The organism is Brachybacterium phenoliresistens, assembly GCF_039530785.1.
GTDB lineage: Bacteria > Actinomycetota > Actinomycetes > Actinomycetales > Dermabacteraceae > Brachybacterium > Brachybacterium phenoliresistens.
In genome coordinates this window covers 122,804-136,540 of the sequence record NZ_BAAAOW010000003.1, presented here as the reverse complement: position 1 = coordinate 136,540, position 13,737 = coordinate 122,804, and the positions used below count along the sequence as shown (strand labels likewise).

General features: G+C 73.1%; 14 protein-coding genes. 9 read left to right on the top strand and 5 right to left on the bottom strand.

The window, feature by feature from the left end; all coding sequences use genetic code 11:
* Positions 1–84 precede the first annotated feature (84 nt).
* Positions 85–1,041 carry a type I pantothenate kinase gene (coaA, locus tag ABD234_RS08215; protein ID WP_038370657.1) on the bottom strand — a complete coding sequence of 319 codons (957 nt, stop codon included), beginning with the start codon at positions 1,039–1,041 and terminating at the stop codon, positions 85–87.
* A 215-nt stretch (positions 1,042–1,256) separates the two neighbouring features.
* On the opposite strand from coaA, the gene glmS reads away from it, so the two are divergent.
* Genes glmS through ABD234_RS08185 form a run of 6 tightly spaced genes read left to right on the top strand, consistent with a single transcriptional unit; the run spans position 1,257 to position 6,724 of the window.
* On the top strand, positions 1,257–3,125 hold the full coding sequence (gene glmS / locus ABD234_RS08210) for a glutamine--fructose-6-phosphate transaminase (isomerizing) (protein WP_344355164.1): 1,869 nt from the start codon (positions 1,257–1,259) through the stop codon (positions 3,123–3,125).
* 15 nt (positions 3,126–3,140) lie between these two features.
* Complete coding sequence (locus tag ABD234_RS08205) at positions 3,141–3,644, top strand: holo-ACP synthase (RefSeq protein ID WP_332248903.1); 504 nt, start codon at positions 3,141–3,143, stop codon at positions 3,642–3,644.
* A complete protein-coding gene (alr, locus tag ABD234_RS08200; RefSeq protein ID WP_344355160.1) occupies positions 3,641–4,831 on the top strand; it encodes an alanine racemase in 1,191 nt (396 codons plus the stop codon). The genes ABD234_RS08205 and alr overlap by 4 nt, the downstream gene beginning before the upstream one ends.
* Positions 4,828–5,448 (top strand): tRNA (adenosine(37)-N6)-threonylcarbamoyltransferase complex ATPase subunit type 1 TsaE, encoded by a 621-nt coding sequence (gene tsaE / locus ABD234_RS08195; RefSeq protein ID WP_344355157.1) that lies wholly within the window; start codon positions 4,828–4,830, stop codon positions 5,446–5,448. Before alr ends, tsaE begins: the two co-directional genes overlap by 4 nt.
* A complete protein-coding gene (gene tsaB / locus ABD234_RS08190; RefSeq protein WP_344355154.1) occupies positions 5,448–6,227 on the top strand; it encodes a tRNA (adenosine(37)-N6)-threonylcarbamoyltransferase complex dimerization subunit type 1 TsaB in 780 nt (259 codons plus the stop codon). Before tsaE ends, tsaB begins: the two co-directional genes overlap by 1 nt.
* Positions 6,224–6,724, top strand: coding sequence for a GNAT family N-acetyltransferase (locus ABD234_RS08185; RefSeq protein ID WP_344355151.1), 501 nt, complete (start codon positions 6,224–6,226; stop codon positions 6,722–6,724). The genes tsaB and ABD234_RS08185 overlap by 4 nt, the downstream gene beginning before the upstream one ends.
* 17 nt (positions 6,725–6,741) lie before the next feature.
* Here ABD234_RS08185 and ABD234_RS08180 read toward each other — a convergent pair whose 3' ends face one another.
* A complete protein-coding gene (locus ABD234_RS08180) occupies positions 6,742–8,454 on the bottom strand; it encodes a hypothetical protein (protein ID WP_344355147.1) in 1,713 nt (570 codons plus the stop codon).
* A complete protein-coding gene (locus ABD234_RS08175; protein ID WP_344355144.1) occupies positions 8,439–9,410 on the bottom strand; it encodes an ABC transporter ATP-binding protein in 972 nt (323 codons plus the stop codon). Before ABD234_RS08175 ends, ABD234_RS08180 begins: the two co-directional genes overlap by 16 nt.
* Before the next feature lie 181 nt (positions 9,411–9,591).
* Here ABD234_RS08175 and ABD234_RS08170 point away from each other — a divergent pair, with 181 nt between their 5' ends.
* Complete coding sequence (locus ABD234_RS08170; RefSeq protein ID WP_051486476.1) at positions 9,592–10,782, top strand: AI-2E family transporter; 1,191 nt, start codon at positions 9,592–9,594, stop codon at positions 10,780–10,782.
* Positions 10,783–10,959: 177 nt separating this feature from the next.
* Here the strand turns inward: ABD234_RS08170 and greA are convergent, their stop codons facing one another.
* Both greA and ABD234_RS08160 read right to left on the bottom strand, forming a co-directional pair.
* Positions 10,960–11,451: a transcription elongation factor GreA gene (gene greA, locus ABD234_RS08165; protein WP_084148227.1), complete on the bottom strand. Its 492-nt coding sequence runs from the start codon at positions 11,449–11,451 to the stop codon at positions 10,960–10,962.
* A gap of 168 nt (positions 11,452–11,619) precedes the next feature.
* Positions 11,620–12,012: a DUF4307 domain-containing protein gene (locus ABD234_RS08160; RefSeq protein ID WP_344355138.1), complete on the bottom strand. Its 393-nt coding sequence runs from the start codon at positions 12,010–12,012 to the stop codon at positions 11,620–11,622.
* Between the two features lie 342 nt (positions 12,013–12,354).
* On the opposite strand from ABD234_RS08160, the gene mca reads away from it, so the two are divergent.
* Together mca and ABD234_RS08150 are read left to right on the top strand one after the other, a co-directional pair.
* Complete coding sequence (mca, locus tag ABD234_RS08155; RefSeq protein ID WP_038371020.1) at positions 12,355–13,200, top strand: mycothiol conjugate amidase Mca; 846 nt, start codon at positions 12,355–12,357, stop codon at positions 13,198–13,200.
* Positions 13,201–13,282: 82 nt separating this feature from the next.
* Positions 13,283–13,717, top strand: coding sequence for a hypothetical protein (locus ABD234_RS08150; protein WP_038370670.1), 435 nt, complete (start codon positions 13,283–13,285; stop codon positions 13,715–13,717).
* The last annotated feature ends 20 nt before the right edge of the window (positions 13,718–13,737 follow it).

The following is a 13,737-nucleotide window of genomic DNA, read 5'->3' as shown; positions in this document are numbered from 1 at the left end:
GGCGCGCGGGAGGGGGAGGGGACGGGGCCGGGCTCGGGGCGTCGGGAAGGAGAAAGGGGGAGGGGGACAGAAGGAGGGCCCGGCTCAGACCTTGCGCAGGAGGACGCTGTGGACGCGGTGGTCGGGGGCCTTGCGCAGGACGAGGTCGGCGCGGCCGCGGGTCGGCAGGACGTTCTCGACGAGGTTGGGGCCGTTGATGGTGCGCCAGATGCGCTGCGCCGTGGCGCGGGCCTGCTCGTCGGTGAGCTCGGCGTAGCGGCGGAAGTAGGAGCGCGGGTCGGTGAAGGCCGTCTCGCGCAGCTGCAGGAAGCGCTCGATGTACCAGCGGCGCACGTCCTCTGGCTTGGCGTCGACGTAGACCGAGAAGTCGAAGTAGTCCGAGACCGCCAGGCCCAGCCGTCCGTCCAGGCGCGGGCGCGCGGGCTGCAGCACGTTGAGGCCCTCGAGGATCAGCACGTCCGGCCGCTCCACGACCACGCGCTCGTCGCGGACGATGTCGTAGACGAGGTGGGAGTACACGGGGGCCTCGACCCGCTCCATGCCGGCCTTCACATCGGCGACGAAGCGCAGCAGGGCGCGCCGGTCGAAGCTCTCGGGGAAGCCCTTGCGGTGCATGATGCCGCGCTCCTCGAGCACGGCGTTGGGGTGGAGGAAGCCGTCGGTCGTCACCAGCTGCACGCGCGGGGTGTCGGGCCAGCGCGCCATCAGCTCCCGCAGCAGGCGGGCCGTGGTCGACTTGCCGACGGCGACCGACCCGGCCACGCCGATGATGTACGGGGTGCGCTCCTGGCTCTGGGAGAGGAACGCGCTGCGGGAGCGGCGCAGGTTCTGGGCGGCGGCGACGTGGATGTTCAGCAGGCGGGAGATCGGGCGGTAGACGGCGTCGACCTCGTGCAGGTCGATCCGGTCGCCGAGGCCGCGCAGATGATCGACATCGGCGGCGGACAGCGGCAGCGGGGTGCGGTCCGACAGCCCGGCCCAGTCGGCTCGGGGGATCTCGTCGAAGGGAGAGGGCGTCCCCGATGACGAAGCAGGCTTCATGGGGCGACATTCTTGCAGGTTCGGGGAAGGGTCGCGGCACGCCGCTGCGGCCGGTCGCCGCGGGGCCCGCCCCCGAGCGCCCCTGAGCGTTTGTGACAGGTCCGCGCACAGCTCCGCCAGCGGCGCGCAGCGACCCCGGCAAGAGTGAGCAGGACCTCTCACCGCGTGGCGGGAGAGGCATGGGAATCCGGGTCCGCGCCGCTACGGTGAGCACCATGTGTGGAATCGTCGGATATGCAGGCCCCGTCAGCGGCGCCCCGTCCCCCCGTCCCGTCGACGTGGCCCTCCAGGGCCTCGCCCGACTCGAGTACCGCGGCTACGACTCCGCGGGCGTCGCCGTGCTGGACGGCGACCAGGTGCGCGTCGACAAGCGCGCCGGCAAGCTCGCCAACCTCCGCGAGGCCCTCGAGAGTCGGCGCGAGACTCCCTCCGCGGTGGCCATCGGCCACACCCGGTGGGCGACCCACGGCGCCCCCACCGACGGCAACGCCCACCCCCATCTGGGCGGCCGCGAGCAGGAGCTGGCCCTCGTCCACAACGGCATCATCGAGAACTTCGCCGCGCTGCGCGCCGAGCTCGAGGCCGATGGCTACCCCTTCCTGTCCGAGACTGACTCCGAGGTCGCCGCCCACCTGGTCGCCCGCGAGATGGAGACCGCCGGCGACCTCACCGAGGCCATGCGCCGCACCGCCGGTCGCCTCGAGGGTGCCTTCACCCTGCTGGCCGTGCACCGCACCGCGCCGGGCACCGTCGTCGCCGCCCGCCGCAACTCGCCGCTCGTGGTGGGCCTGGGCGAGGGGGAGAACTTCCTGGGCTCGGACGTCGCCGCCTTCGTCGACGCCACCAAGGAGGCGCTCGAAGTGGGCCAGGACCAGGTCGTCACGGTCACCGCCGACAGCGTGGACATCATCGACTTCGAGGGGACCCCGGTCACCGACGCCAAGCGCTACACCATCGAGTGGGACGCCCAGGGCGCGCAGAAGGGCGGCTACGCCTCCTTCATGGCCAAGGAGATCCACGAGCAGGCATCGGCCGTGGCCGATACGCTGCGCGGCCGCATCGAGGACGGCAAGCTGCAGCTGGACGAGATGAAGATCGACGAGGCCGTGCTGCGCACGATCGACAAGATCGTCGTGGTCGCCTGCGGCACCGCCGCGAACGCCGGCGCCGTGGTGAAGTACGCCATCGAGCACTGGTGCCGCATCCCCGTCGAGGTCGAGCTCGCCCACGAGTTCCGCTACCGCGACCCCGTCGTCACCGAGAAGACGCTGGTCGTGGCGATCTCGCAGTCCGGCGAGACCATGGACACCCTGATGGCCGTGCGCCACGCCCAGGAGCAGGGCGCGAAGGTCGTCGCGATCTGCAACACCCGCGGCTCGACCATCCCGCGCGAGGCCGACGCCGCGCTGTACCTGCACGTCGGCCCGGAGATCGCGGTCGCCTCCACCAAGGCGTACCTCGGCCAGATCGCCGCCTGCTTCCTGCTGGGGCTGTTCCTCGCGCAGGTGCGCGGGAACCTCTACCCCGACGAGATCGCCCAGCAGATGGAGGACCTCTCCGCCATCCCCGAGAAGATCCAGGAGGTGCTCGACAACTCCGATCAGGTCGAGCGCCTCGCGCTGGAGATGAAGGACGCCACCAGCGTCCTGTTCCTCGGCCGGCACGTGGGATACCCCACGGCCATGGAGGGCGCGCTCAAGCTCAAGGAGATCGCCTACATCCACGCCGAGGGCTTCGCCGCGGGCGAGCTCAAGCACGGCCCGATCGCCCTCGTGGACGAGGGCCAGCCGGTGTTCGTCATCGTCCCCTCGCCGGGCGGGCGCGACTCGCTGCACTCGAAGGTCGTCTCGAACATCCAGGAGGTCAGGGCCCGGGGCGCCCGCACCCTGGTGATCGCGGAGGAGGGCGACGAGGCGGTCCTGCCGTACGCCGACGAGGTCATCCGCTACCCCCGCACGCGGGCGCTGTTCGCCCCGCTGCTGACGGTCATCCCGCTGCAGATCTTCTCCTGCGAGCTGGCGACCGCGAAGGGGCTGGACGTGGACCAGCCGCGCAACCTCGCGAAGTCGGTCACCGTCGAATGATGTGATACTGCCGGGGTGAACGGCGTGACACAGATCGACGAGCACGGGGCGCACGGACAGGAGCCGGCGCCCCGTGCCGTCGTCGACCCCGCGGCCCGGGCCTTCCCGCCCGCGAGCTCGGCGCTCCTGGCGGGCGTCGGGATCGACGTGGTCTCGGTGGCGCGCCTGAGCGCCATGTTCGAGCGCACCCCGGCGCTGCGGGACCGCCTGCTCACCCCGTCCGAGCGGCATCTGCCGGCCGCCTCGCGCGCCGCCCGCGTCGCCGCGAAGGAGGCCGTCGGCAAGGCTCTGGGAGCACCCGGCGACTACTCCTGGCAGGATGTGACGGTGCAGCGGACCCCCGACCGGCGTCCGTATCTCGTCCTCAGCGGCGCCGCGCTCGCCGCCGCCGAGCAGCTCGACGTGACCCACCTGCACCTCTCGCTCTCGCACGACGGGGACATCGCCACGGCGATCGTCGTCGCCGAGCGGGGAGCACGGCCCGCTGACGTGGCCGGCACCGATCGAGGAGAACGATGACCGTCCCGATTCCTGCGGAGGATCCGCGCCACGTGCCCAACCGGGCCGTGATCGATCCGTCCGCCATCACCTACAACACCCGTCAGATCACCGGTGTGCTCGAGGAGCAGACCGCCCTGATGGCGATCGTCAAGGCCGACGGCTACGGGCACGGCATGCTCACCGCGGCCCGCGCGGCCCTGGAGGGGGGAGCGACCTGGCTGGGGGCGGCGCATCCCGCATCGGCCCTGGCCCTGAGCCGCGCCGGGCTGGACGTGCCGATCCTGACCTGGCTGTTCGAGCCCTCCACGGCGCAGGTCGTGCTGCCCGAGGTGATCAAGGCGGGCGTGGACGTGTCGGTGGGCAGCGAGCTGATGCTCCGCATGGTGGCCGATGCCGCCCGCGCCGCGGACCGCCGCGCCCGCGTGCACATCAAGATCGACACCGGCATGGGCCGCGGGGGAGTGGTCCCCTCCCGCGTGCGCGAGCTGGGCCACGCCGCGACCTCCGACGACTACCTCTCCATCGCCGCCGCGTGGACGCACCTGTCCGCGGCCGATGACCCCTCCGATCCGATGACCGATCAGCAGGTCGAGACCTTCGACGCCGCCTTCGCGCAGCTGTGCGAGGAGGTCGGCCCGGTCCCGCTGCAGCACATCTCCGCGACCGCGGCCACCCTGACCCGCCCCGAGCTGCACCGCGACCTGGTGCGCATCGGGATCGGCCTGTACGGGTACCCGCCGGTGCCCTCGCCGGTGCGGCTGCGGCCCGCCCTCACGCTCACCACGCGGGTGGCGATGGTCAAGGAGGTCCCGGCCAGGTCGACCGTCGGCTACGGGCACATCCACACCACCGACCAGCCCACCCGGCTGGGCCTGCTGCCGATCGGCTACGCCGACGGCCTGCACCGCGCCGCCTCCGGGAAGGTCGAGGTGCTCGTGCGGACCCGCAGCGGCTACCAGGCCGCCCGGCAGGTGGGCCGCATCAGCATGGACCAGATCGTGGTCGACCTCGGCCCCGAGTCCCGTGCCCAGGCCGGCGACGAGGTGGTCCTGTTCGGCGAGGTGCTCGACGGGCTGCTGCCCGACGAGGAGGGGCGCGCCCTGACCGTCCCCACCGCGGCGGACTGGGCCGAGGCCGGCGGGACGATCCCCTACGAGGTCCTCACCTCCGTCTCCGCCTCCGTGCCGCGGCAGGTGAAGGGATGAGCGCCGGTCACGAGATCGTCGTGCGCACCGGCACCGCCCAGGGGACCCGCCGCGCCGCGCTCGCCCTCGCCGGGCACCTGCGCCGCGGCGACCTGCTGGTGCTGGACGGGCCGCTCGGCGCCGGGAAGACGACCTTCACCCAGGGGCTCGGCGAGGGCCTGGGCGTGCGCGGTCCCGTCGCCTCCCCGACCTTCGTCATCGCCCGCGTCCACCCGAGCCTGGTGGGCGGCCCGCAGCTGGTGCACGTGGACGCGTACCGTCTGGCCGGCGCGTTCGACATCGACGACCTCGACCTCGAGACCGAGATGGACGACGCCGTCACCGTCGTCGAATGGGGCCGTGACCGGGTCGAGCACCTGGTCGACTCGCATCTGCGCGTGGTGCTGCAGCGCCCCGACGAGGGCGACGCGGAGGATCCGGAGAACCCCGAGGAGCCGCGCACCCTCACCCTGACCGCGACCGGGCCGCGCTGGGACGAGGCCGCCGTGGCCGCTCTCGCGCAGGAGCTCGCGGCCGTCGCGGCCGATGCCGACCTGCAGGCCCGCGCAGGAACCGAAGTCCGGAGCGGTGCCGGTGCGGCGCCCGCCGACCGCGACCGCACCGAGGAGGAGAGCTGATGCTGCTGGGGATCGACACGTCCGGCGCCGTGAGCGTGGCGCTGGTGCGCGCCGAGGGCACCGGCCTCGGGACCGCGGCAGCGGCCGCCGCCGGGGCCGCCGCCGGGGCCGTTGCCGGAAGCCCCGGGCCCGAGGTGCTCGCGGTCCGCTCCGACGCGCGCGCCCGCCACCACGACGAGGTCCTGCTGACCCTGGTCGACGAGGTGCTCGCCGAGGCGGGCGCCGCCCGCACCGATCTCACCGGAGTGGTCGCCGGCCGCGGCCCCGGACCCTTCACCGGCCTGCGCGTGGGCCTGGTCGTCGCCCGCACCATCGCCGCCGCGCTCGACATCCCCCTGTACGGCGTGTGCTCCCTGGACGCGCTCGCGCTGCAGGCCCTCACCGCCGCAGGCCCCGCGCCGGAGGGGCGCAGCATCGCCGTGGCGCTGGACGCGCGGCGCCGGGAGGTCTACTGGGCGCGGTACCGGGCCGATGCCGAGGGCGCCGTGGTCCGCGTCGAGGGACCTGCCGTCTCCGCCCCCGCAGAGGTCTGCGAGGCGCTGTTCTCCGCGGATCTCCTCGTCGGATCCGGCACCGAGCTGTACCCGGACCTGCTGCCGGCCACGGCGCGGATCCCGCACGTCGATGCCGGCGCGTTGGTCGCCGTCGCCGCGCGCCTGGCCGCGCAGGGCGAGGACCTCTCCGACACGGAGCCGATGTACCTTCGCGAGCCCGACGCCGCGAAGCCGTCCGTGCGCAAGAGCGCGCTCGGCCTGGGCGACCGTCCCTCCGCGCCGTGATCCCCGGGCAGGATCCCCGGGCGCCCGACGGCGATCCCGCCGCCGCACCGCGCCTGCGCCCGGCGACCCTGGCCGATGTCGAGCAGATCGCGGCGGCGGAGCTCGTCCTGTTCCCCGACGAGGCGTGGACGCCGTGGCAGCTCGCCGAGGAGATCGCCCACCCCTCGCGGCGCTACGTCGTGGCGCTGGCCGGGGACGAGCGCACCATCATCGGCTACGCCGGGATCATGATCGCGGGCGACGCGGCGGACCTGCACACCATCGGCACCACCCGGCCGGGCCGCGGCATCGGACGGGCCCTGCTGGCCTGGTGCGAGGCGCAGGCCCTGGCCGGCGGCGCCCAGCGCATGCTGCTCGAGGTGCGCGAGGACAACACCCGCGCCCGCCGCGTCTACGAGGAGGCGGGATACACCGCGATCGACCGCCGCCGCGGCTACTACCGCATCGGCCCCCGCCGGATCGACGCGATCGTCATGGAGCGCGCCCTGGCGCCCTGACCGCGGCCGCGGCCGGCTCAGACGTGGTGGCGGACCTTCTGGAACAGGTCCACGGCGCGGCGGTCCAGGATCCCCGCGGCGACGCGGAGGCCGACCACGACCACGACGGCCCCGACGACCAGGGCGATCACGCCGCCCAGGGTCTGCAGCAGCGCCGAACCGGTGACGCTGCCCCAGATCGCGACGCCGAAGGCGGGCAGCTGCGGGATCCAGATGACGACCATCGCGACGGCCATGGCGATCATGGCGTTGGAGGACGAGGCGGACTTGTCCTTCATCGGGTTGGTGCCCGGGGCGGAGGTCGGGTAGGGCAGCAGCACCGTGATGATCGCGGACACGCCGAGGCTGCTCATCAGCAGTCCCAGGGTGCCGGTGACGAGCATCGGGATCAGGCCGGGCAGCCCCAGCAGGACGGGCACGAGCAGCGAGGCGACCACCATGAACGGCGCCATGAGCAGGGCCAGCGCCAGCACCCGGCCGGTGAGGTTGGGGCGCGAGGGCAGCCCGGCGGTGATGTTCACCCAGCCGGCCGGCCCGTCGAAGCCGATCTCGTTCATCAGCGAGATCCCGCCCATCCCGGCGACGAGGACCAGGCCGAAGATCCCCATCATCGGGCCGGAGGGCCCCAGCATGCCCATGGCCACGAAGAAGACCAGCATGAGCGGCATGATCGCGATCGCCGCCAGGTAGCGGGCGTCGCGCCGCCAGTAGCGCAGGGACCGGCCCATCGACGCGCCGAGCGCGGTGCGCGGCGCCAGGCGGGGGACCAGCGGCTTCTCGGTGGTGGTGCCGGAGGAGGAGTCGCCGACCAGCGCGGAGGTCAGCGCCGCCCCGAGGGATCGGCGCCACCAGAGCCAGAGGGCGGCGATGCTCGCCGCCCCGATCACCGCGCGCACCAGGGCCGGGAGATAGGCGCCCGCCCCGAGGTCCAGGGGGACCGAGAACAGGGCGCCCAGCGGCGTCCAGGCGAGGATCGCGACGGCCTGCCGCAGGGCGGCCGCGGTCTGCTCGACGGTGCTGCCGTCGATGGACTGCGCCACCAGGGAGAAGGCATAGATGCCGCCGATCAGCGCGACCATCCCCAGGATGGAGCCGAGCTCGCGGCCGCGGCGGGAGCTCGAGCGACCGGCCCCGTGGGCGAGGATCGCGCGGGGCAGCAGCACGCACAGCGCCACCCCGGCCACGTTCGCCGGCAGCAGGAGCAGCAGCCCCAGGCCCGCGGCGACGGGCCCCGCCCCGTGCAGGACCAGCCAGATGCCCTCGAAGACGGAGAACAGCAGCATCGCGACCACGGTGAAGACGGTGGGCAGGCTCAGCGCCGCCGCCGCGAACAGGCCGGGCTGCAGCTCGCGCGGGGAGCGCGGGTACAGGGCGAAGGCTCGTGGATCCAGCGTGTCGTCGATCCCGAAGGCGAAGACCGGCAGGATCAGCCACAGCAGGGTCGCGGCGATGCCGACGCCGCGCACGAAGGGGCCCAGGAAGGTGCCGTCGCCGTCGGCGATCACGAGCGCGATCAGCGCGAAGGTCGCCCCCACGAGCCCGCCCACGCCGTAGAGCGAGCCGAAGATGGTTCCGACGAGCTTGCCGACGTTCTTGCGGTAGGACCGCTTCCACAGCGTCCACTTCAAGCGCACCAGGCCGGCGGCGAGCCGCCGCGGGCCGATGCTCCCGGCCTCGACGTGGCCGATGCGCGCGGCCTGGCGCTGGTCTCCGCTCAGGACTGCAGCCACGACAGGCTCCCCTCGGCGACGTGGCCGCCCCCGACGAGGTCCAGGAACCGCTGGACCAGGCTGCCGCCGGCGCGGACCTCGTCCAGCGTGCCCTCGGCGAGGATCCGCCCCTGGGCGATCACCGCGACGTGCGAGCACAGCTCCTCGACCAGCTCCATGACATGGCTGGACAGGACGACCGTGCCGCCGCCGGCGACGTAGGCGCGCAGGATCTGGCGGATCACCTGGCCGGAGACGGGATCGACGGCCTCGAGCGGCTCGTCGAGCACCAGCAGCTTCGGCGCGTGGATGAGGGCGCAGGCCAGGAGGATCTTCTTGGTCATCCCGGCGGAGTAGTCGACGACGAGCTTGCCGTCCTCCCCGGCGAGGTCCAGCGCCGACAGCAGCGAGTCGATGCGGTCCTCGAGGACGTCGGCGTCCATCCCGCGGATCAGCCCGACGTAGGACAGCAGCTCCCGGCCGGTGAGCCGGTCGAAGGTGCGCAGCCCGTCGGCGAGCACGCCGAGGCGGGCCTTGGCCTCCTCGGGGGCGGCCCACATGTCCACGCCGAGGACGTGGGAGGTGCCGCGGTCCGGGCGCAGCAGCCCGGTCGCCATCGACAGGGTCGTGGTCTTGCCGGCGCCGTTGGGGCCGACGATGCCGTAGAAGGAGCCGCGCGGCACGTCCATCGAGATGCCGTGCACGACCTCGGCGCCGTCGAAGGACTTGGCGAGGTCCCGGATCGACAGGGCGGCCTCCTCCGCGGCGGGGACGGGGGCATCGGCCGGGAGCGGCGCCGAGGAGGTGCGCGCCCCGGCCTCGCCGGAGGCGGTGCCGGGCGCGCCCGGCTCGCGGCCTGCGGCGGCGTCGCGGGTGAGGCCCTCGCCCGCGGGGGAGAGGACCTGGACCGGCGTGGCGGCCCCGGCCGCCTCGGGGCCGGTCTGCGGGGGCTGCGGGGGCTGATCGTGGGTCGACATGCTGCGAGGCTATCGGCCGGGGCGCGGCGCGGTCTCCCGCCCCGGGATCACCCGGGATGCGACTTTGGTCGGTGCTTCCCGCCTGCGGCGGCGCGACCTGACGTCCTCGGCCCGGTCGGTCTAGAGTCATGCTCGTGACGTTCGGCCGACCATCCCGATCCGGCCGATGTGAGGAGATCAGATGATCACGCCCCGTGCCCGCGAACGGCATGCTCCGCAGCCCCAGGAGGTCGAGGAGATCCCCATCGGGATCCGCCGCGCCTCCGCCTGGTCGTGGCGGCTGATCGTGATCGTCGCCGCCGCGCTGATCCTGATGCGCGGGCTGTCCTACGTGTCCGATCTGGTGATCGCGGTGCTGGTGGCGATCCTGCTGGCCGCGATGCTGTCCCCGCTGGTGCGCCTGCTGACCCGCTACACCTTCCTGGGCCGGGCCGCCGCGAGCGCGGTCGCGATGATCGGTCTGGTCGTGGTGGTGATCGGCATGTTCACCCTCGCCGGGCGGCAGCTGATCTCGCAGTGGGTGGACATCCAGGCGCAGGCCGTCACCGGCTTCCAGACGGTCATGACCTGGGCGACGCAGACCTTCAACATCGACAGCCCGATGATCGACTCGGCGCTGGACGAGCTGCTGGTGAAGATCCAGGAGAACGCGGAGTCGCTGCTCAGCGGCGCGCTGTCCACCGCGGCCGTCGTCGGGTCGATCCTCACGGGCCTGGTCATCGCCCTGTTCACCCTGTTCTTCCTGCTGGCCGGCGGGCCGGAGATCTGGCGCTGGGTGGTGGGCCTGCTGCCGCCGGAGTCCCGGATCCCCACCCATGAGGCGTTCCGCCGCGGTTGGAAGGCGCTGTCGGCCTACGTGCGCACGCAGATCCTCGTCGCCGCGGTCGACGCGATCGGCATCTCCATCGGCATGATCGCCCTGGGCCTGGGCTCCTACGCGGTGCCGATCTGGCTGCTGGTGTTCCTGTTCTCGTTCATCCCGCTGGTCGGCGCGATCCTCTCCGGGGCGATCGCGGTGCTGCTGGTGCTGGTGCTCAAGAGCTGGGTGTTCGCCCTGATCATGCTGGGCATCGTGCTGGCTGTGCAGCAGATCGAGGGCAACCTCCTGCAGCCCTTCCTGATGGGCAAGGCCGTCGAGCTGCACCCGCTGGCCGTGTTCCTCGGCGTCGCGGCCGGTGCGACCCTCGCCGGCATCCCCGGCGCCCTGTTCGCGATCCCGCTGCTCGCCTTCGTCAACGCGACCCTGCTGTACGTCACCGGCCGGGACCCCTCACCCGACCTGGGGCACGACGCCCTGGCCCGCGAGCACTTCGCCGAGATCCGACGGAAGGTCGCGAAGGCCAAGGCCCAGCGGCGCGCCGCGCTGCGCTGACCGGCTCCGCGAGCGGCGCGCCGCTCGCGGGCGGAGCGTCGGCGCGCTGCTCGCGGGCGGAGCGTCGGCGCGCTGCTCGCGGGCGGAGCGCCGCATGCAGGACGCGCCGCGACGCCGCCGCGATCGACGAAGGGCCCCGCACCGGCTGGTGCGGGGCCCTTCGGCTGCGGTCGGGTCTCAGGCCTTGTAGGGCGTGGCCTTGAGGATCTCGATCGCGAGCGACGTCCCGTTGGGTGCGGTGTAGTCGATGGTCTGTCCCACGGTCGACCCGTGGATCGCGGCCCCCAGCGGCGACTCGGTCGAGTAGACCTCGAGCTCCTCGCCGTCCTCCGCGATCTCGCGATTGCCCAGCAGGAAGGTGCGCTCCCGGCCGGCCATGGAGATGGTCACGACCATCCCCGGCTCGACGACGCCGTCGTCCTTCGGCGAGGCGCCGACGACGGCCGTCTTGAGGAGCACCTTCAGCTCGTTGATGCGCGCCTCCATCTTCCCCTGCTCCTCACGGGCGGCGTGGTAGCCCCCGTTCTCCTTGAGATCGCCCTCATCGCGTGCGGCGGCGATGCGCTCGGCGATCTCCGAGCGGCCCGGGCCCTCGAGCTGCTCGAGCTCATGGGTGAGGCGGTCGTAGGCTTCCTGGGTGAGCCAGGCGCCATTCGGCTGGCTGCTCATGGTGTCACTCCTCGGTCTCATCGGGCCGAGGACGCCGGTGGCGGCCTCGACACAGGAACACGGGGCACATGTGCGCATGCGCCCCGTGTGCGGGTAAAAAAATCGACCGGCCGATCGGCCGGTATCGAGCCATCGTACACGGAGGCGTCCGAGTACCCCGGCAGCGGCTCAGACCTCCTCGCACCCCAGGACCTCGGCGGAGACCGCATCCCCCTGCGTCGCGATCTCGACGGTGTGGCTGGTGCGCCGGGCGTCGGAGGCGGGGATCTCCACCTCGACGAACCCCACCTGGGCGCGGCCCGCGTTCATCGCCTGCACGGTGCACGTGGCCCGGGTGCCCGGGTCCTTGGTGACGATGAACGTGACCTGCGTGTGCTCGGCGTCGAGATGGTCGTAGGAGACCGTCTCGACCCGCACGGGCTGATCGGCGAAGCGCAGGCCCAGGAACACCACGACGGCCCCGAAGACGACGATCGCCGCGATCAGCAGGATCCGGGCCGTGCGGGGCGGCACCACGGGGCCGCCGTACCGGGCGTGCAGATGCTCGGGGACCTCGTTCATGCCACCCAGTGTCTCAGGGCGCGCGCGGCGCCGCCTGGGAGCTCGGGCCCGCGCGGCGCGGGGTGGGACGCAGATCATCCGCCGCGGATCCCGATCGGACCGATCGGCGCGGGCCCGTGCCCAGGCCGGTGGCGTACGCTTCCTTCGCGGCCGCTCGCGGGCGGCCGTGCGTGCGCCCGCCCGAGCGCGGGACCCGGTCCCGCCGGGCCGAGCGCGCCCGAGAAGCGTCCCGGATCGGCGAGAGCAGGTCCGGTCCCGTCTCGCAGGGCCTGGTCCCTGCCCGAACCCTGTGGAAGGTGCGTCGTGACCGAGCCCGAGTCCCGCCCTGCCGACGGCCTGCGCATGGTCGCCGTGCACGCCCACCCGGACGACGAGTCGAGCAAGGGGGCGGCGACCATGGCCCGCTACGTCCGCGAGGGCGTGCGCGTCACCGTCATCACCTGCACGGGCGGGGAGCGCGGCGACATCCTCAACCCCCGCATGCTCCAGGACGAGGAGGCCCTGCGGGACCTGCCCGCGGTGCGGCGCCGCGAGATGGCCCGCGCCCAGGAGATCCTCGGCGTGGACCACGAGTGGCTGGGGTTCGAGGACTCCGGGCTGCCGGAGGGGGATCCGCTGCCGGCGCTGCCGGAGGGCAGCTTCGCGACCCTCGACGTGGAGACGGCCGCGCGGCCCCTCGTCGAGGCCCTGCGGCGGCTGCGCCCGCACGTCATGACGACGTACGACGAGAACGGCGGCTACCCGCACCCCGACCACATCCAGACCCATCGGGTCTCGATGGCCGCCTACGAGCTGGCCGCGGACCCGCAGTTCGCGCCGGAGCTCGGCGAGCCGTGGGAGGTGCTGAAGGTGTACTACATCAACGGCTTCTCCCGGCAGAAGTTCGCGGCCGTCGCCCGGCATCTGCGCGCCCACCATCAGCCCAGCGAGGACATCGAGCAGATGCTCCTGCGCTTCGACGAGACGCGCGACCGCATGCTCACCACGTTCATCGACATCGCGGACTTCATGGAGCTGCGCGACGAGGCGCTGCGCGCGCATGCGACGCAGGTCGACCCCGAGGGCCTGTTCTTCTCGATCGACAACGAGATCCTCCGCGCCGCCTGGCCGACGGACGACTACGAGCTGAGGACTAGCCGCGTGGGCGTCACGCTGCCCGAGCACGACCTGTTCGCCGGCATCCGATGACCGCGGCGGCATCGGCCGCCCCGCGGCGTCGGCAGCCGCGCACGCACCGCAGAACGCACCACCACCACCTCCAGGGAGCACCGTGACGGATCCGACCAGCAGCGCCTTCGGCATCATCTGGGCCGAGCCCTCCGACGGAGGGGAGCTCAACATCGTCACGGTCTCCCCGGGCCTGCCCGGCTTCATCGCCATGTTCCTGCTGGCCGCCGTGGTGGTGCTGCTCGCGATCGACATGACCCGCCGGATCCGTCGCCTCCAGGCGCGCGAGCGCGTCGCCGAGCGCCATCGGCTGGAGGAGGAGGCCGCGCAGGCCGAGCACGATGTTGCCGCGGAGTCCGACGGGGAGGAGCCCGGCACCGCGAAGCCGGGCGAGGTGCCCGACCACGAGCCGGGCGAGGTGCCCGACCATGAAGGGCCCGGGGGAGAGGTCGACCTGGAGGCGGACGGCGGTCGTGCTGGCCACCACGGAGATGACGGCGATGCCGCCCCCGGACATCCAGGGGATCGACGGGACTGAGCGCGGCGCCGAGGCGCGAA

Excerpts from the sequence above, each read along its gene's own strand:
- coaA (WP_038370657.1), bottom strand. The coding sequence starts at position 1,041 with ATGAAGCCTGCTTCGTCATCGGGGACGCCCTCTCCCTTCGACGAGATC.
- glmS (WP_344355164.1), top strand. The coding sequence starts at position 1,257 with ATGTGTGGAATCGTCGGATATGCAGGCCCCGTCAGCGGCGCCCCGTCC.
- alr (WP_344355160.1), top strand. The coding sequence starts at position 3,641 with ATGACCGTCCCGATTCCTGCGGAGGATCCGCGCCACGTGCCCAACCGG.
- tsaE (WP_344355157.1), top strand. The coding sequence starts at position 4,828 with ATGAGCGCCGGTCACGAGATCGTCGTGCGCACCGGCACCGCCCAGGGG.
- tsaB (WP_344355154.1), top strand. The coding sequence starts at position 5,448 with ATGCTGCTGGGGATCGACACGTCCGGCGCCGTGAGCGTGGCGCTGGTG.
- ABD234_RS08175 (WP_344355144.1), bottom strand. The coding sequence starts at position 9,410 with ATGTCGACCCACGATCAGCCCCCGCAGCCCCCGCAGACCGGCCCCGAG.
- ABD234_RS08170 (WP_051486476.1), top strand. The coding sequence starts at position 9,592 with ATGATCACGCCCCGTGCCCGCGAACGGCATGCTCCGCAGCCCCAGGAG.
- greA (WP_084148227.1), bottom strand. The coding sequence starts at position 11,451 with ATGAGCAGCCAGCCGAATGGCGCCTGGCTCACCCAGGAAGCCTACGAC.
- ABD234_RS08160 (WP_344355138.1), bottom strand. The coding sequence starts at position 12,012 with ATGAACGAGGTCCCCGAGCATCTGCACGCCCGGTACGGCGGCCCCGTG.
- mca (WP_038371020.1), top strand. The coding sequence starts at position 12,355 with ATGGTCGCCGTGCACGCCCACCCGGACGACGAGTCGAGCAAGGGGGCG.